This window comes from Micromonospora haikouensis, assembly GCF_000876225.1.
GTDB classification, from domain to species: Bacteria; Actinomycetota; Actinomycetes; order Mycobacteriales; family Micromonosporaceae; genus Micromonospora; species Micromonospora haikouensis.
Genome location: NZ_JXSX01000001.1, coordinates 918,982 through 933,485 on the forward strand (window position 1 = coordinate 918,982; position 14,504 = coordinate 933,485).

Sequence of the window (14,504 nt, forward strand, 5' to 3'; positions counted from 1 at the left end):
GGCATGCCCCCGCTCACCGTCGGTTTCGACCTCGACATGACCCTCGTCGACTCGCGTCCCGGCATCGCCGCGGCGTACCGGGCGCTGACGGCGCGCACCGGCGTGCCCGTGGACGCCGACGCGGCGGTGTCCCGGCTCGGCCCGCCGCTGCGGGTGGAGATCGCCCGCTGGTTCCCGCCCGAGCAGGTCGAGTCGGCCGTCGAGGCGTACCGCGAGCTGTATCCGGCGTACGCGATCACCCCGACCCTGCCGATGCCCGGCGCGGTCGAGGCCATCGCGGCCGTGCACGCCCACGGCGGCCGGGTCGTGGTCGTCACCTCGAAGCTGGGCCGGCTGGCCCGGCTGCACTTGGACCACCTCGGGCTGGCCGTCGACGAGCTGGCCGGCGACCTGTTCGCCGAGGAGAAGGCGACGGCGCTGCGCGCGCACGGCGCGACCCTGTACGTCGGCGACCACACCGCCGACATGGTCGCCGCCGGGGCGGCGGGCGTGCCGGGCGTGGCGGTCGCCACGGGCCCCTGCTCGGCCGACGAGCTGCGCTCGGCCGGGGCCAGCCTGGTCCTGGCCGACCTCACCGGATTCCCGGCGGCGCTCGCCACCATGATCCGGCTAGCCTTGGAGCAGTAGACGTCTCAAGTGAAGCAGGGGTTCTCAGGTGCCGACGGGTCGAGTGAAGTGGTATGACGCGGCCAAGGGATACGGGTTCGTCACCAGCGACGAGGGTGGCGACGTGTTCCTGCCGAAGGGCGCGCTGCCGGCGGGTGTCACCGACCTCAAGGGTGGTCAGCGGGTCGACTTCAGCGTGGTGGACAGCCGTCGGGGCGCCCAGGCGATGGGGGTCAAGCTGCTGGAGGCCCCGCCGTCGGTGGCGGAGCTGCGCCGCCGGCCGGCGGAGGAGCTGCACGGCCTCGTGGAAGACATGATCAAGGTGCTGGAGGCGAAGGTCCAGCCGGACCTGCGGCGGGGGCGGTTCCCCGACAAGAAGACGGCACAGAAGATCGCTCAGCTGGTCCACGCGGTGGCGCGCGAGCTGGAGGTCTGAGGGCCGGCGGCCCGGGGCACGAGCCCGGCGTCGGCGGCCCGGCCCAGCAGCGCCTCCACGGCGGCGAACCCCGCGTCCCCCAGGTCCGCGGTGAACTCGTTGACGTAGAGGGCGATGTGCCGGTCCACCACGTCGGGCTCCATCTCCTGCGCGTGGGAGAGCACGTACGGTCGGCTGGCCTCCGGGTCGGCCCACGCCTGGCGTACCGACTCGCGGATCCAGCCGGCCGCCTCGACCGGGTCGACCACGCCCCGGCGGGCCAGGATCGCGCCGAGCGGGATCGGCAGCCCCGTGTCGCCCTCCCACCACTCACCGAGGTCGACCAGGGCGGTCAGCCCGTGCCGCTGGTAGGTGAAGCGGGCCTCGTGGATCACCAGCCCGGCGTCGTACCGGCCGGCCGCCACCGCGGGCATGATCTCGTGGAACGGGACCACCTCGATCCGTGCCGGCGGGCGCTCGGCCGACCAGAGCCGGAACAGCAGGTACGCCGTGGTCCGGTCCCCGGGCACCGCCACCGTCGCCCCGCTCAGGTCGGCGGTGTCGGGCTGCTCATTGCCGGCCTGCCCGCTGATGGCCCGGTCGGGGCGGGTCAGCACCAGCGGCCCGCAGCCCCGGCCGAGCGCGCCCCCGCAGGGCAGCAGGTGGTAGTCGTCCAGCAGCCACGGCAGCGCCGCGTAGCTCACCTTCACCAGGTCGAACGCGCCCCGCTCGGCGGCGGTGTTCGTGACGTCCACGTCCGCGTAGGTCACCTCGACCGGCGGCGCGCCGGGCACCCGGCCGTGCACCAGGGCGTCGAAGACGAACGTGTCATTGGGGCAGGGCGAGATCGCCAGGGTGAGCGCCACGCCCCCACCGTATCCCCGCCCCCGTTCTGGCCCGCCACCCGCTCGGTGCGGGCGCCTACCGTGCGGCGGCGGTGTCGGCGGACCTCGGGTACTTCTTCCGCCGGCTAGGGAGCTGATGTCGTGGATGACTCAGCGAACAGGCCGGTCCCGAACAGGCCGGTCCCGAACAGGCCGGTCCCGAACAGGCCGGTCCCGAACAGGCCGGTCCCCGGGCGGGCTGTTGCCGGGCAGCCTGGTCCCCAGGCAGCCTGGTCCCCAGGCAGCCTGGTCCCGGGAAGGGCGGTACCCGACATGCCGGGAATCGGCCTGCCGGCCCTCCTTCGCTGCGCGTCGCCTTCCGGCCTTGCCGGCCCGCGTCGCCTCGCCTCGCGCTGTCTTGCGCCCCCGCCGTGCCGCCTCGCCTCGCGCTGTCTCCTGGGCCCGCCGTGCCGCCTCGTCTCGCGCCGCCCCCTGCCCCGTGCCTGGCAGGTGGCTCCGGTGTCGTGCTCCGGTGCCCTGATGTCGTAGGTGACTCAGCTCCCTAGTGAGCGGAACGCAGTATCGGTCCTCAACAGCGAGTGGAGTTATCCACAGGTTGTCCACAGCCTGGCGGGGGTTGTTGATGACCGGCGGGAGCGGGCGACAGCATTGAGGCATGGCAGAGACAGCGGACCGGGTCGATCTGGGCGGATCGCTTCGGGCATTGCGTCGCCGCGCGGACCTGAGCCAGCGTGAGCTGGCAGACCTCGCCGGGGTGCCACAGGCGACGTTGGCGCGGATCGAGTCGGGTCGCTCCGGGGACGTCCGGTTCCGGACGGTCGAGCGGCTGGTGCGGGCGGCCGGCGGGCGGGTGGCGATCGGGATACCCGGCGATCAGGCCAGCGACGACCGGGTGCCGGAGGTGGTGCCGGTGCCCGGGGTGCCGCACGACGGGCTGCGGGACGCGGCGGGGCGGCGGTACCCGCCGCACCTGGACGCCTGGGAGGTGCACGGCCCGAGGGACTGGCCGGGTGCCTGGTGGGCGGGGTGGTGGAACCTTCCGCCGCAGCACTGGCCGCGGCGGTTGCCCGCGGCGACGTACGAGCTGAGCCGCGAGCGTCGGGACCGCCGCCGGTGGGGCGAGCGGATCCGCCGCGAGGTGACCGTGCGCCGGGTCACCGACGACGGGTTGCCCGGGACGTGCTGGCGGTTCGTGGCGGAGTTGCCCGACGGCCGGCTGGTCGGGGAGCTGCGCGCCCACGAGCGCGACCCCCGGTTGCTGTACGGCGACCTGATCGACGCCGGTGAGCGGGAGATCGTGCTGGACGGCGTGCTGGTGGCCGGGCCGTGCCGGCTGCTGGGGATCGGGCAGCGGCTGGTGGCGGCGCTGACTGCGGAGATGGAACGGGCCGGGATCCGGGTCGCCCACGCCGTCGCGGACTTCGGCGGTGTCGACCTGCTGCTCGCCTGTGGATACCGGATCGAGGGGCGGGGGCACTACGCGATGCGCCTCGACCGTGCGTGGCTCGGTGCTGCGCTGCTTCCTGGCCCAGCGCCGCTCCAGCCCTAGCCCAGCGCCGCCGCGGCCGTCGTGAGGGCGGCGAACGCCTCGCGCATCCGCCACGCGCTGCGGTCCCGGGGACCGATCGGGTTGGAGACGGTGCGCAGCTCGGCGAAGGGCACGCCGGCCTGGGCGGCGGCGACCGCCACGCCGTACCCCTCCATGGCCTCGGCCACCGCGTCGGGGTGCCGGTCGGCGAGCGCGGCGGTGCCGGCGGCGGTGCCGGTGACCGTGCTGACGGTGAGCACCGCGCCGACCGTCGCCGCCGGCAGGGCCGCGCGCAGGGCGGCCAGCAGGCCCGGGTCGGCGGGCACGGCGGTGCCGGCGCCGAGCAGCTCGGGGGGCATGCCGAGCTGGTCCACCGGGATGAAGCCCGTCGGCGACTCGGCACCGAGGTCGGCGGCGACGCTGCGGCTCGCCAGCACCGTCGCGCCCACGGCCGCCCGGCCGACGAAGCCACCGGCGATGCCCGCGCTGACCACGGCCCGGTACGGGCGGCCGGCGGCCTCCGCGAGCGCCAGCAGCCGGGCGGTGGCCGCCCCGGCGACGGCTGGGCCCACCCCCACGGGCACCACGGTCACCCCGGCGGCGGCCGGCGAGGTCCCGGCCGGCGCAGCCGCGGGCGGGGTGGCCCCGGGCGAGGCGGCGGAAAGGCCGGCGTGGATCGCCTCGGCCTCGGCCGGCACCGCCGTCACCACGAGCAGGCCGGCCTCGCCGAGCAGGCCGGTCCCGCCGGTCACGCCCGTCCCGCCGGTCACGCCCGTCCCGCCGGTCACGCCCGTCCCGCCGGTCACGCCCGTCCCGCCGGTCACGCCCGTCCCGCCGGTCACGCCCGTCCCGCCGGTCACGCCCGTCCCGCCGGTCACGCCCGTCCCGCCGGTCACGCGAGGGGCCCTCGGGGCTCCCGGCGGGCCTCGTCGTCGGCCGCGCCCGCTCCGCCGGCGCCGGCGACCGCGGAGGACGGCCGGTAGACGTGGTAGCCGGGCGGGGCGGAGGAGGCGGGTGCGGGCGAGGTCGGGGCGATGTCCGTCACCGGGTCGTGGTCGGTCACCGGGTCGTGCATCACCGGGTCGGGTGTCACCGGCCCGTGCGCCGTCGGGTCGTCGGCTGCCGGGCGGTCCCCGGCGGCCGGCTTCCCGGCGGGATCCTCGACCGGCTCGTCGGCCAACTCGTCGTCGCCGAGCGGGCGGCCGAGCAGCCGCTGGTCGCGGAGCTTGCCGGCGACGTACGCGCCCCGGGCGGCGGCGAGCACGCCCACGCCGGCGGCCACGGCGATGCCCAGCCGGCCGTCGAACGGGACCAGGCCGAGCGCGCCGCCGGCCACGAAGGCGAGCATCAGCGCCGTCTCCGAGTGGGCGAACGAGCTGGCCCGCAGCCGCTCCGGGATGCGTTCCTGGATGGAGGCGTCGACCGCGAGCTTCGCCACGCCACTGGCCAGCGTGGCGACCAGGCAGAGCAGGGCCACCATCGGCAGCGAGAACTGGATCGTGGCGAGAACGGCCGTGCCGGCCACGATGATCGTGCTGCTGGACTGGATCGCGGTGGGGCGGTGGATGCGCAGCCGGGTGCCGACCGCGGTGGCCAGGAAGCTGCCCACCGCCAGCGCACCGCCGACGAGGCCGAGCGCCATCTCCGCGCTCAGCTCGCGCCCGAAGAAGTCGGTGGTCAGGTCGCCCTTCTTCAGCGCGAACGCGAGGAAGAGCAGCAGGAAGCCGTAGACGACGCGGAGCAGCGCCGCGCCGAGCAGGCTGGCGATGACGAGGCGGCCGGACGGGCGGCCACGCCCCAGCGGGCGGTCCCCGGCGGCCCGCCGGCCCAGGGAGCGCAGCGGGCGGGGCACCCGCTCGGGCGGCTCGGAGTCGGCCCGGGGCGGGAGGCGCAACGCGATCACCATGCCGACCAGGAAGATCACCGAGGCGACCCGCAGCGGCCACTGCGGCCCGAACCAGAACGCGGCCAGCCCGATCGGGGCGACGAGGGCGCCGGCCACCGTGCCGTAGACGCTGGCCCGCGCGCCGACCTGGGACAGGCCGAGCCCCTCGGGCAGCAGCCGGGGCACGGCCGCCGAGCGGGCCACGCCGTACGCCCGGGAGAGCGCGAGCACCCCGAAGGCCGCCGGGTAGAGGCCGAAGCCGTGCATGTAGTCGGAGATCAGCCAGGCCAGGAAGGCCCGGCCGAGCATGGTGGCGGCGAGCGCGTACCGCCGGCCGTGCCGGAAGTGGTCCAGCAGCGGCCCGACCACCGGCGCGAGCATCGCGAACGGCACCATCGTGACCAGCAGGTAGAGCGCGACCTTGCTGCGCGCCTCCCCGAGGGGGACGTTGAAGAAGATCGTCCCGGCGAGGCCGATCGCGATCAGCGTGTCTCCCGCGCAGGAGAGGGCGTGCAGGTCGAACAGGCGCACCATGCCGACCTCGCCGCCCGCGCCCCGGGCCCGGGCCGAGCCGGCCTGACGGGTCATCCAGCGCCCGCCGCGCGCGGAGCCGCGCAGCAGGAGGCGGACGGCACGGATGCCGGTGCCGACGGTCCGCCCCAGCATGGACCGATCGGAGCGGGAGAACAACGGCATGTGCACCATCCTCGCCCATGTACCCCACCCCCGCGCCAGCACCGCCGGAGAACGACCTTGCGGGGAGTGCCTGTCGGTCTTCGTCACCCATGGGGAACAATGGACGGGTGACCAGGCCCGCCTCCGCTCGTGCCGCCCGCCTCGACCAGGTCTGCGCCGCCGCCGTCGAGGTGGCCCGCGACGCCATCACCGAGGTGGAGCCGTCCGACGTCGGCGACCACCTCCAGGCCGTCGCCGAGGCGGACCGGGTCGTCACCCACTACTTCGAGTGCCGGCTGTCCGGCTACCGGGGCTGGCGGTGGGCGGTCACCGTGACCCGGGTGCCGCGCAGCCGCAAGGTCACCGTCTGCGAGACGGTCCTGCTGCCGGGCTCGGACGCGCTGCTCGCGCCGGGCTGGCTGCCCTGGCAGGAGCGGCTCAAGCCGGGCGACCTGGGCCCGGGTGACCTCCTGCCGACCCCGCCCGACGACGAGCGGCTCGCCCCGGGGTACGTCCTGTCCGACGACCCGGCGGTGGAGGAGACCGCCTGGGAGCTGGGCCTCGGTCGGCCGCGCGTGCTGTCCCGGGAGGGGCGCAGCGAGGCCGCGCAGCGCTGGTACGACGGCGACCACGGCCCCTCGGCGCCGATCTCCACGGCCGCCCCGGCCGCCGCCCGCTGCGGCACGTGCGGCTTCTACCTGCCGCTGGCCGGCGCGCTGCGGCAGGCGTTCGGGGCGTGCGGCAACTTCTACGCCCCCGACGACGGTCGGGTGGTCAGCGCCGACCACGGCTGCGGCGCGCACTCGGAGACGCTGGTCGAGACGCCCGAGAGCCCGGTCGACGAGCTGCCCACGATCTACGACGACAGCGCCGTCGAGGCGGTGGCGGTGAGCCGGGCCCCGGGCTCGGTGGAGGCGGCGGAGCCGGGCGAGCCCTACGGCCACCCCTGAGCGAGTGCCGGCCAGCGGCCGGCGGACCGGGCGGGCTCAGCGGCGGGTGTCGGCGGGCTGACCGGCCCGCGCGGCGGCGCGGCGGCGACGCCGGTTGGCGTCGTGACGCATCATCACGGCGAGACCGGGGAAGCCCCAGAGGAAACCGGCAAGGCAGATCCAGAGCCAGTCCTGGTGGCCGTGCTCGGTCAGCCAGCCACGGAAGAAGAGCAGCAGCACCAGGCCGGCGACCGCCCAGGCGACCAGCCCGGCGACCGCGAACGGCACCATCGGCGGGTCGAGCGGCTCGGGCCGCGGCGGTTGCTCCTGTCGCACGGGGGCAAGCGTACGCGATCAACTTTCCCAGTTGGCGTGTGATCTGCGACGATGCGCGCGACAGACGGATGATCACCTGCGAGGACCAGATGGCCATTGCGCCGCCGGACAACGGCACTCCACCCGATCCCGCTCACCCCCGCAACGCCTTCGACCGCTTCTTCGAGATCACCGCCCGCGGCTCGACACCGGGCCGGGAGGTGCGGGGCGGCCTGGCGACGTTCTTCACGATGGCGTACATCGTGGTGCTCAACCCGCTGATCATCGGCAGCGCCGTCGACGGCGACGGCAAGAAGCTGGCGATCCCGGCGCTGGCCGCCGCGACGGCGCTCGTCGCGGGCCTGATGACGATCCTGATGGGGGTGGTCGGCCGGTTCCCGATGGCGCTGGCCGCCGGCCTGGGCGTGAACGCGCTGGTGGCGTACGAGATCGCCCCGCAGATGACCTGGGCCGACGCGATGGGCCTGGTGGTGATCGAGGGTGTGCTCATCGCGATCCTGGTGCTCACCGGCCTGCGTACGGCGGTGTTCCGCTCGGTGCCCACGCAGCTCAAGACCGCGATCGGCGTCGGCATCGGCCTCTTCCTGACGATCATCGGCCTGGTCGACGCCGGCTTCGTCCGGCGGGTGCCGGACGCGGCGAACACGACGGTCCCGGTGGGGCTGGGCATCGGTGGCAAGATCGTGAGCTGGCCGATGTTGGTCTTCGTGGTGGGCCTGCTGGTCACGATCGTGCTGGTGGTGCGCCGGGTACGCGGCGCGATCCTGATCGGCATCCTCGCCTCGACCGTGCTGGCGATCGTGGTGGAGGCCGTGGCGAACGTCGGCCCGTCCTTCGTCGACGGCAAGCCCAACCCCAAGGGCTGGTCGCTGAACGTGCCGGAGCTGCCGAAGACGGTCGTGGACGTGCCCGACCTGTCGCTGCTCGGCAACTTCAACGTGCTGGACTCGTGGACCCGGGTCGGCTGGCTGGTGCCGCTGATGTTCGTCTTCACGCTGCTGATCACGGACTTCTTCGACACGATGGGCACGATGGTCGCGATCGGCCAGGAGGGGAGCATGCTCGACGAGCGGGGCACCCCGCCGCGGGCCAAGGAGATCCTGCTGGTCGACTCGATCGCCGCGGCTGCGGGTGGCGCGGCGAGCGTCTCCAGCAACACGTCGTACATCGAGAGCGCCGCCGGTGTCGCGGAGGGCGCCCGCACCGGCGTGGCCAACCTGGTCACGGGCGCGTTGTTCCTGCTGGCGATGTTCCTCGCGCCGCTGGCGGTGGTGGTGCCGTTCGAGGCGGCGTCGACGGCGCTGGTGGTGGTCGGCTTCCTGATGATGACGGCGGTGCGGACGATCGACTGGACCGACTACGAGATCGCGATCCCGGCGTTCCTCACGATCACCCTGATGCCGTTCACGTACTCGATCTCCAACGGCATCGGCGCGGGCGTCATCTCGTACGTGATCGTGAAGCTGGCGAAGGGGAAGGCCCGCGAGGTCCACCCCCTGCTGTACGCGGTGGCGGCGCTGTTCGTCCTGTACTTCCTGCGCGGGCCGATCGAGTCGGTCGTACTCTGACGCCCCACGTGTCCCGGGGGTCGGGGTGCCGGACAGGTACCCCGGCTTCCGGGGCGCACACCCCCTGGTGAGCATGGTCATAACGGCTGTCGTTAGCCAGGCTCATTAGTTAGGCTAACTATCGTGACGGAGCGGACGGTGACGGCGAGACGCGTGCCACCGGCGCAGCTGGCTCCCCAGTTGCGTGATGCGATCACCCGGCTCAACCGGCGGGTCCGACAGGCCCGACCGGTCGGCGACCTGACGGTCACCCAGCTCTCCGCGCTCACCAGCCTCGTGCTGGCGGGCGCGCTGACGCCCCGGGAACTGGCCGACGTCGAACGGGTGCAGCCGCCGACGATGACCAAGATCGTCGCGAAGCTGGAGGAACGCGGCCTCGTGGGCCGCACCCCCCACCCGACCGACGGCCGGCAGGTCATCCTCTCGGCGACCGAGGGCGGCCGGGCCGTGCTCGACCAGTTCGAGCGGGCCCGCAACGAGTGGCTGGCCAGCCGGCTGGCCGAGCTGCCCGAGACCGACCGGGAGACCCTGCAACGGGCTGCCGAGATCCTGCAGCAGCTCGCCCGCGCCTGACGCGCCGCGCCCACCGGGGCGCGCCGCCGCCGGGTCCGCGCCGTCCGCCGTCGATGAGGCGTACGAGCGAGGAGGCGCATCCAGGGTGCAGGCGAAGCTGAGCACGATGTTCCAGTCACTGCAGGTCCGCAACTACCGGCTCTTCGCGTCCGGGCAGCTGATCAAACTGATCGGCGTCTGGATGATGTTCATCGCCCAGGACTGGCTCGTCCTCGAACTCTCCGACGACTCCGCCACCGCCCTCGGCGTGGTCACCGCCCTCCAGTTCACCCCGGTGCTGCTGCTCACCCTGCTCTCCGGGCGGCTCGCCGACCGGTACGACAAGCGCCTGCTGCTCTTCGTCGCGAACGCGTTCTGGACGGTGCTGTCGTTCGGGATGAGCCTGCTGGTGCTCACCGGCCTCGTCCAGCTCTGGCACGTCTTCGTCTTCGCCGCCCTGCTCGGCGTCGCCAACGCGGTGGAGACGCCCGTGCGGCAGGCGTTCGTCTCCGAACTCGTCGGCACGTCGCTGCTGCCCAACGCGCTGTCGCTCAACGCGGCCGTGTTCAACTCGGCCCGCATCGTCGGCCCCGCCGTCGCCGGCCTGGCCATCGCCGCCGTCGACGTCGGCCCGGTCTTCCTGTTCACCGCGCTCAGCTCGCTCGGCCCGCTGGCCACCGTGGTCCGGATGCGCCCCGCCGAGCTGCACCGCAAGGACCTCCTCCCCGTCGCCGAGCGGGACTCCGCCCGGGTCGTCGACGGCCTGCGCTACGTCGCCCGCCGCCCCGACCTGCTGCTGCCGATGGCCGTGATGTCGGTGATCGGGATGAGCCTGTTCAACTTCCAGCTCACCCTCGCCGCCCTGGCCAAGACCGTGTTCAAGACGGGTGCCGCCTCGTTCGGCCTGTTCAGCACGGCGCTGGCCGTCGGCGCGCTCGTCGGGGCGCTGGCCGGCACCGGGCGGCGCAGCCGCCCCTCGGTGTGGCTGGTGCTCGGCGCGGCGGTCGGCTGTGCCGTCTTCGGCACCCTGGTCGGGCTCGCCCCGGCGTACTGGATGGTGGTGGCGCTGCTGCTGCCCGCCGGGTTCTTCATGGTCTTCTTCGCCCAGTCGGCCAACCAGCGGGTGCAGCTCGGCACCGACGCCGCCTTCCGGGGCCGGGTCATGGCGCTGTGGGTGCTGGTGTTCCTCGGCACCAACCCGGTCGGCGCGCCGATCATCGGCTGGGTGGCCGAGCGGTTCGGCGCCGGGGCGAGCATCTGGATCGGCGGGCTGATCTCGCTGGCCACCGCCCTGCTGGCGCTCGCCTGGCAGTTGCGCCGCTCGGGGGCCCGGCTGCGCCTGCGGGTGCTCCCGTCCCCCCGCTTCTACGTGGTGGAGCAGGGAGCAGGGAGGGGCCCCCTGCTGACGCCGAGCAATTGAAGATGGTGAATGTCAACAAACCGGTGGCGGCGAGGCTCGCGGCAGCATAGCGTCGATACGTGGAGGTAGGCCGAGCGATGCTCCTTGCCCTGGCGTTCGTCGCTGTCGCGAGTCTTCCGGTCGCCTTTGCGCTGGTGTTCTGCGCCGACGAGATCATCGACCGGGTCGCCTGCGGCTACGCCGAGTGGCGCGAACGACGCCGGGAACGCCGCACCATCGCCCGGCTGGACCGGGCCGTCGACGCCGAGGGGCTGACCCGAGGGATCGACCTCACCGAGTTCGACCGGGAGGACCGCCGGTCCCTCCAGCAGATCGCCGCCGACCTGCACCGGTTCGCCGGGCACCGGGTCAACCCGGGCGGCCGGGCGGTGATCTGGCACGCCGCCGTCGTCGACGCGTACGACGAGCACCTGAGGGCCGCCTGCCGCTGCCTGGGGCTCCCCGAGCACCTGGGCGAGCTGGAGGGCGTCGACCGGCAGATCGAGCGGGTCCGGGTCGAGGGGATGCTGCACGCGGCCGGGCTCACCCTGCCCGCCGCCCGGCCCCGACACCGCCAGCGGCACCGCTGACCCCCGCCGAGCCCCCGGTGACCGGCACCGTCGTGCCCGCCGCCGGGATGCGGCTCTTCGTCGGGGTCTTCCCGCCGCCCGAGGCCGTCGCCGACCTGAGCGCCGAGGTGGCCCGGCTCCGGGTCGGCCGCGCGGCGGCGGCCGGCACCAACGTACGGCTCGCCGATCCGGCGCGGGCGCACCTCACCGTCGCCTTCCTCGGCCAGGTCGACGCGGGCCGCCTCGTCGACGTCGAGAACGCCCTCGGCATCGCCGCCGAGACGTTCCGCACCCGCGATCTGCCGGCGGCCGAACGACTAGCGGGCGGCCGGACCGGGCCGGCCGTGCTGCGGCTCGGCGGCGGGGGCAGCTTCGGCCGGGGCCGGTTCACGGTCCTCTGGGTGGACGTGCGCGGCGACGTCGAGGCGTTGCGCGTCCTGGCCCGGCTGGTCCGGTCGGGGCTGCGCCGGGGCCGGCTGCCGTACGACGAGAAGCCGTTCACCCCGCACCTCACCATCGCCCGCCCCGGCGACCGGATCGACCGCGCCGAGGTGGCCGCCGACCGGGAGGCCCTGCACGACTACCTGGGGCCGCCGTGGCCGGCCGCCGAGCTGGTGCTGGTCCGCAGCCACCAGTGCCCGCAGCCGACGTACGACCGGGTGGCCGCCTGGCCGATCTGACCGGGACCGGCCGGCCGGGTCGGGGCCAGTGGGCCCGGGTCGCGCCGGTGGGGCCGGGTCGCGCCGGCGGGGTCGGGTCGCGCCGGGCCGCGTCGGGGCCGGTGGTGGCCCGCGATGTCGGCGACATGGCGGCTTCCCGCCTCGGGGATACCACCATGTCGCCGACATCGCGGCGCGTGCCCGGCGGCGCGTGCCCGGCCGCGGTGCGTGCCCGGCGGCGGTGCGTGCCCGGCCGCGGCGCGACGCGCGCCCGCCGCGCTCGGCGTAGGCCCTACCAGGCCCACGCCTCCGGGCCGGGGCCGCCCTTGCCCACCGGCGGGAACAGCTCGTCGAGCCGGGCCAGCGCCGCCTCGTCGAGCCGGACGTCCAGCGCGCCCAGCGACCGGTCGAGCTGGTCGATGGTGCGCGGGCCGATGATCGGGGCCGTCACCCCGGGCCGGGAGAGCAGCCAGCCGAGCGCCACGTCCGCCGGATCGTGGCCGAGGTCGGCGCAGAACTTCTCGTACGCCTCGATGGTCGGCCGGTGCTCGGCCAGGCCCTCGGCGGCGCGGCCTGCGGCGCTGCGGGCGGCCCCGCCCTCGGCCATCTTGCGCAGCGCCCCCGACAGCAGCCCGCCGTGCAGCGGCGACCAGGGGATGATGCCGAGGCCGTAGTGCTGGGCGGCCGGCACCACCTCCAGCTCGACGGCCCGGGTCAGCAGGTTGTAGATGGACTGTTCGGAGACGAGGCCGAGGAAGTTGCGCCGCTGCGCCGCCGCCTGTGCCTGCCCGATGTGCCAACCGGCGAAGTTGGACGATCCGACGTAGACGACCTTGCCCTGGGCGACCAGGGTCTCCATCGCCTGCCAGATCTCCTCCCACGGGGTGGCCCGGGAGACGTGGTGCATCTGGTAGAGGTCGATGACGTCGGTCTGGAGCCGGCGCAGCGAATCCTCGCAGGCCCGGATGATGTGCCGGGCGGAGAGGCCCTGCTCGTTGGGCCAGTCGCCCATCTTGCCGTAGACCTTGGTGGCCAGCACCACCTTCTCCCGCCGGCCGCCGCCCTGGGCGAACCAGCGGCCGATGATCTGCTCGGTGATGCCCTCGCCGGTCTGCCAGCCGTAGATGTTGGCGGTGTCGAAGAAGTTGATGCCGTGCTCGAGCGCCCGGTCCATGACGGCGTAGCTGTCCGGCTCGCTGGTCTGCGGACCGAAGTTCATCGTGCCGAGGCAGAGCCGGCTCACCGACAGACCGGTGCGTCCCAGATTCGTGTACTCCATACGACCCACCCTGCCACGGCGGCACGCCGACTGCCTGCCGCCGCCGGGCGGTGCGCGGGGACCGCGTGCCGCCCGGCGCGGGCGGGTGGGTCAGGAGGACTCGCGGGCCGCCGGGCCGCTGCCGAACAGCACGTCGTCCCAGCTCGGCAGGCGCTTGCGCGGCTTGCCGGAGGCGTCGGTGGACTCGCCGCCGGAGGCCGCCGCGGCAGCGCCCGTGCGGCGGGGCCGGAGCACCGCCAGCGACGGCACGGCCGGGACCTCCTTGGGGGCGTCCGAGTCGTCGTCGAACGCCGAGCCCTGGCCGCCGCCGAGCAGGGCCGCCGCCCCGCCGCCGACCGGCCGCTGCCGGGGCGCGTCGGACCCGGCCAGCGCTGCCGGCGTACGCGGCTCCAGGCCGCGACCGGACGTCGAGCCGAGCGGCCGGTCCAGGGAGGCGAGCAGGGCGTCCCGCCCGGCGCGGATCGGGTCGCGCCCCGGGCGGCTGTGGTCGCCGGCCGCCGCGGGCAGCCCGTGGCCGCCCCGGCTCGGCTCGCCGCGCGAGGGGCCGGGCAGCGCGTGGCCGCCGCGCTCGGGTGCCGGCTCCTGGCCGAGGATCGGCGTGGGGCGCTCGGCGCAGAGGTATTGCGCCATGTCGTCGTGCGGGACGACGTGCTGCCGGGTCTTGTCCAGATCCCAGACCGCCTGCGCGGTGGCCTTGCCCGACGGCCAGGTGGCGATGATCCGCCAGGTGCCGTCGTCGCGGCGGTAGGCGTCCCAGGAGATCTTCTCGGTGTCGATCCCGTGCTGGGCCAGCCGGCCGTTGACCACCTCGGCCAGCGGGGTCGGCTTCTCCGCGCCCTTGAGCCGGGTGCGCCGGGCGTGCTGGGCGAGCATCGCCCGCTCCTGGAGCACCGGGCCCGCGTAGCGCAGCACGCGGTCGACCGGGACGCCCGCGACGCGGGCCACGTCCTCGGCGGACTCGCCGGAACGGATCTTGGCCTGGATGTCGCGCGGGGACAGCGACGGCAGGGGGTGGTCGGTGGTGTTCGGCACCACGGCGAGCGGGGGCGCGCCCGGCTCGGCGTGCAGGGCGCCGGCGATGCGCTCGTCGATGGGCAGGGCGAGCAGCCGCCCGACCTCGTCGGCGAGCACCAGTGCCTGGCCGTCCTCGGAGAGGGCGACGAAGCGTACTGGGCGCATGAGCGTTGCCTCCGTCCCGCTTCGCTGGCCGCACGCCACGGGTCGGCCACCCGGGCGTCCCGCACCACGGTACGCCCATC

At 74.8% G+C, this 14,504-nt stretch carries 15 protein-coding genes; 9 read left to right on the forward strand and 6 right to left on the reverse strand.

What is annotated here, in order from left to right; translation table 11 throughout:
- Positions 1-3 precede the first annotated feature (3 nt).
- Both TK50_RS04165 and TK50_RS04170 read left to right on the forward strand, forming a co-directional pair.
- Positions 4-627: an HAD family hydrolase gene (locus TK50_RS04165; RefSeq protein ID WP_043961551.1), complete on the forward strand. Its 624-nt coding sequence runs from the start codon at positions 4-6 to the stop codon at positions 625-627.
- A 28-nt stretch (positions 628-655) separates the two neighbouring features.
- Positions 656-1,042: a cold-shock protein gene (locus tag TK50_RS04170; RefSeq protein ID WP_007074225.1), complete on the forward strand. Its 387-nt coding sequence runs from the start codon at positions 656-658 to the stop codon at positions 1,040-1,042.
- Here the strand turns inward: TK50_RS04170 and TK50_RS04175 are convergent.
- Positions 1,003-1,887 carry a 1,4-dihydroxy-6-naphtoate synthase gene (locus TK50_RS04175; protein WP_043961552.1) on the reverse strand — a complete coding sequence of 295 codons (885 nt, stop codon included), beginning with the start codon at positions 1,885-1,887 and terminating at the stop codon, positions 1,003-1,005. The two genes, TK50_RS04170 and TK50_RS04175, sit on opposite strands and share 40 nt — an antisense overlap.
- Positions 1,888-2,521: 634 nt before the next feature.
- Here TK50_RS04175 and TK50_RS04180 point away from each other — a divergent pair.
- Complete coding sequence (locus TK50_RS04180; protein ID WP_063838544.1) at positions 2,522-3,415, forward strand: helix-turn-helix domain-containing protein; 894 nt, start codon at positions 2,522-2,524, stop codon at positions 3,413-3,415.
- Here the strand turns inward: TK50_RS04180 and TK50_RS04185 are convergent.
- Together TK50_RS04185 and TK50_RS04190 are read right to left on the reverse strand one after the other, a co-directional pair.
- Positions 3,412-4,128 (reverse strand): futalosine hydrolase, encoded by a 717-nt coding sequence (locus TK50_RS04185; protein WP_043963784.1) that lies wholly within the window; start codon positions 4,126-4,128, stop codon positions 3,412-3,414. The two genes, TK50_RS04180 and TK50_RS04185, sit on opposite strands and share 4 nt — an antisense overlap.
- Before the next feature lie 158 nt (positions 4,129-4,286).
- Positions 4,287-5,975, reverse strand: a complete 1,689-nt coding sequence (locus tag TK50_RS04190; protein WP_043961553.1) for an MFS transporter — start codon at positions 5,973-5,975, stop codon at positions 4,287-4,289.
- 89 nt (positions 5,976-6,064) lie between these two features.
- Between TK50_RS04190 and TK50_RS04195 the strand changes: the two genes are divergently transcribed.
- Positions 6,065-6,904, forward strand: coding sequence for a DUF3027 domain-containing protein (locus TK50_RS04195; RefSeq protein WP_043961554.1), 840 nt, complete (start codon positions 6,065-6,067; stop codon positions 6,902-6,904).
- A 36-nt stretch (positions 6,905-6,940) separates the two neighbouring features.
- Here TK50_RS04195 and TK50_RS04200 read toward each other — a convergent pair whose 3' ends face one another.
- Entirely contained in the window at positions 6,941-7,219 is a 279-nt protein-coding gene (locus TK50_RS04200) for a DUF2530 domain-containing protein (protein WP_043961555.1), read from the reverse strand.
- A gap of 89 nt (positions 7,220-7,308) precedes the next feature.
- Here TK50_RS04200 and TK50_RS04205 point away from each other — a divergent pair, with 89 nt between their 5' ends.
- From TK50_RS04205 to thpR, 5 genes are all read left to right on the forward strand, one after another.
- The gene (locus tag TK50_RS04205) at positions 7,309-8,787 is read left to right on the forward strand and encodes an NCS2 family permease (protein WP_043963786.1); all 1,479 of its coding nucleotides are present in this window, start codon (positions 7,309-7,311) and stop codon (positions 8,785-8,787) included.
- 123 nt (positions 8,788-8,910) lie between these two features.
- Positions 8,911-9,360, forward strand: coding sequence for a MarR family winged helix-turn-helix transcriptional regulator (locus TK50_RS04210; protein ID WP_176734295.1), 450 nt, complete (start codon positions 8,911-8,913; stop codon positions 9,358-9,360).
- A gap of 85 nt (positions 9,361-9,445) precedes the next feature.
- Entirely contained in the window at positions 9,446-10,759 is a 1,314-nt protein-coding gene (locus tag TK50_RS04215; RefSeq protein ID WP_043961556.1) for an MFS transporter, read from the forward strand.
- Between the two features lie 59 nt (positions 10,760-10,818).
- The gene (locus tag TK50_RS04220) at positions 10,819-11,328 is read left to right on the forward strand and encodes a hypothetical protein (RefSeq protein WP_043961557.1); all 510 of its coding nucleotides are present in this window, start codon (positions 10,819-10,821) and stop codon (positions 11,326-11,328) included.
- Between the two features lie 47 nt (positions 11,329-11,375).
- A complete protein-coding gene (gene thpR / locus TK50_RS04225) occupies positions 11,376-11,987 on the forward strand; it encodes an RNA 2',3'-cyclic phosphodiesterase (protein WP_043963790.1) in 612 nt (203 codons plus the stop codon).
- 271 nt (positions 11,988-12,258) lie between these two features.
- Here the strand turns inward: thpR and TK50_RS04230 are convergent, their stop codons facing one another.
- Both TK50_RS04230 and sepH read right to left on the reverse strand, forming a co-directional pair.
- Entirely contained in the window at positions 12,259-13,245 is a 987-nt protein-coding gene (locus tag TK50_RS04230; protein ID WP_043961558.1) for an aldo/keto reductase, read from the reverse strand.
- A 90-nt stretch (positions 13,246-13,335) separates the two neighbouring features.
- A complete protein-coding gene (gene sepH, locus TK50_RS04235; RefSeq protein ID WP_043961559.1) occupies positions 13,336-14,424 on the reverse strand; it encodes a septation protein SepH in 1,089 nt (362 codons plus the stop codon).
- Between the last annotated feature and the right edge of the window lie 80 nt (positions 14,425-14,504).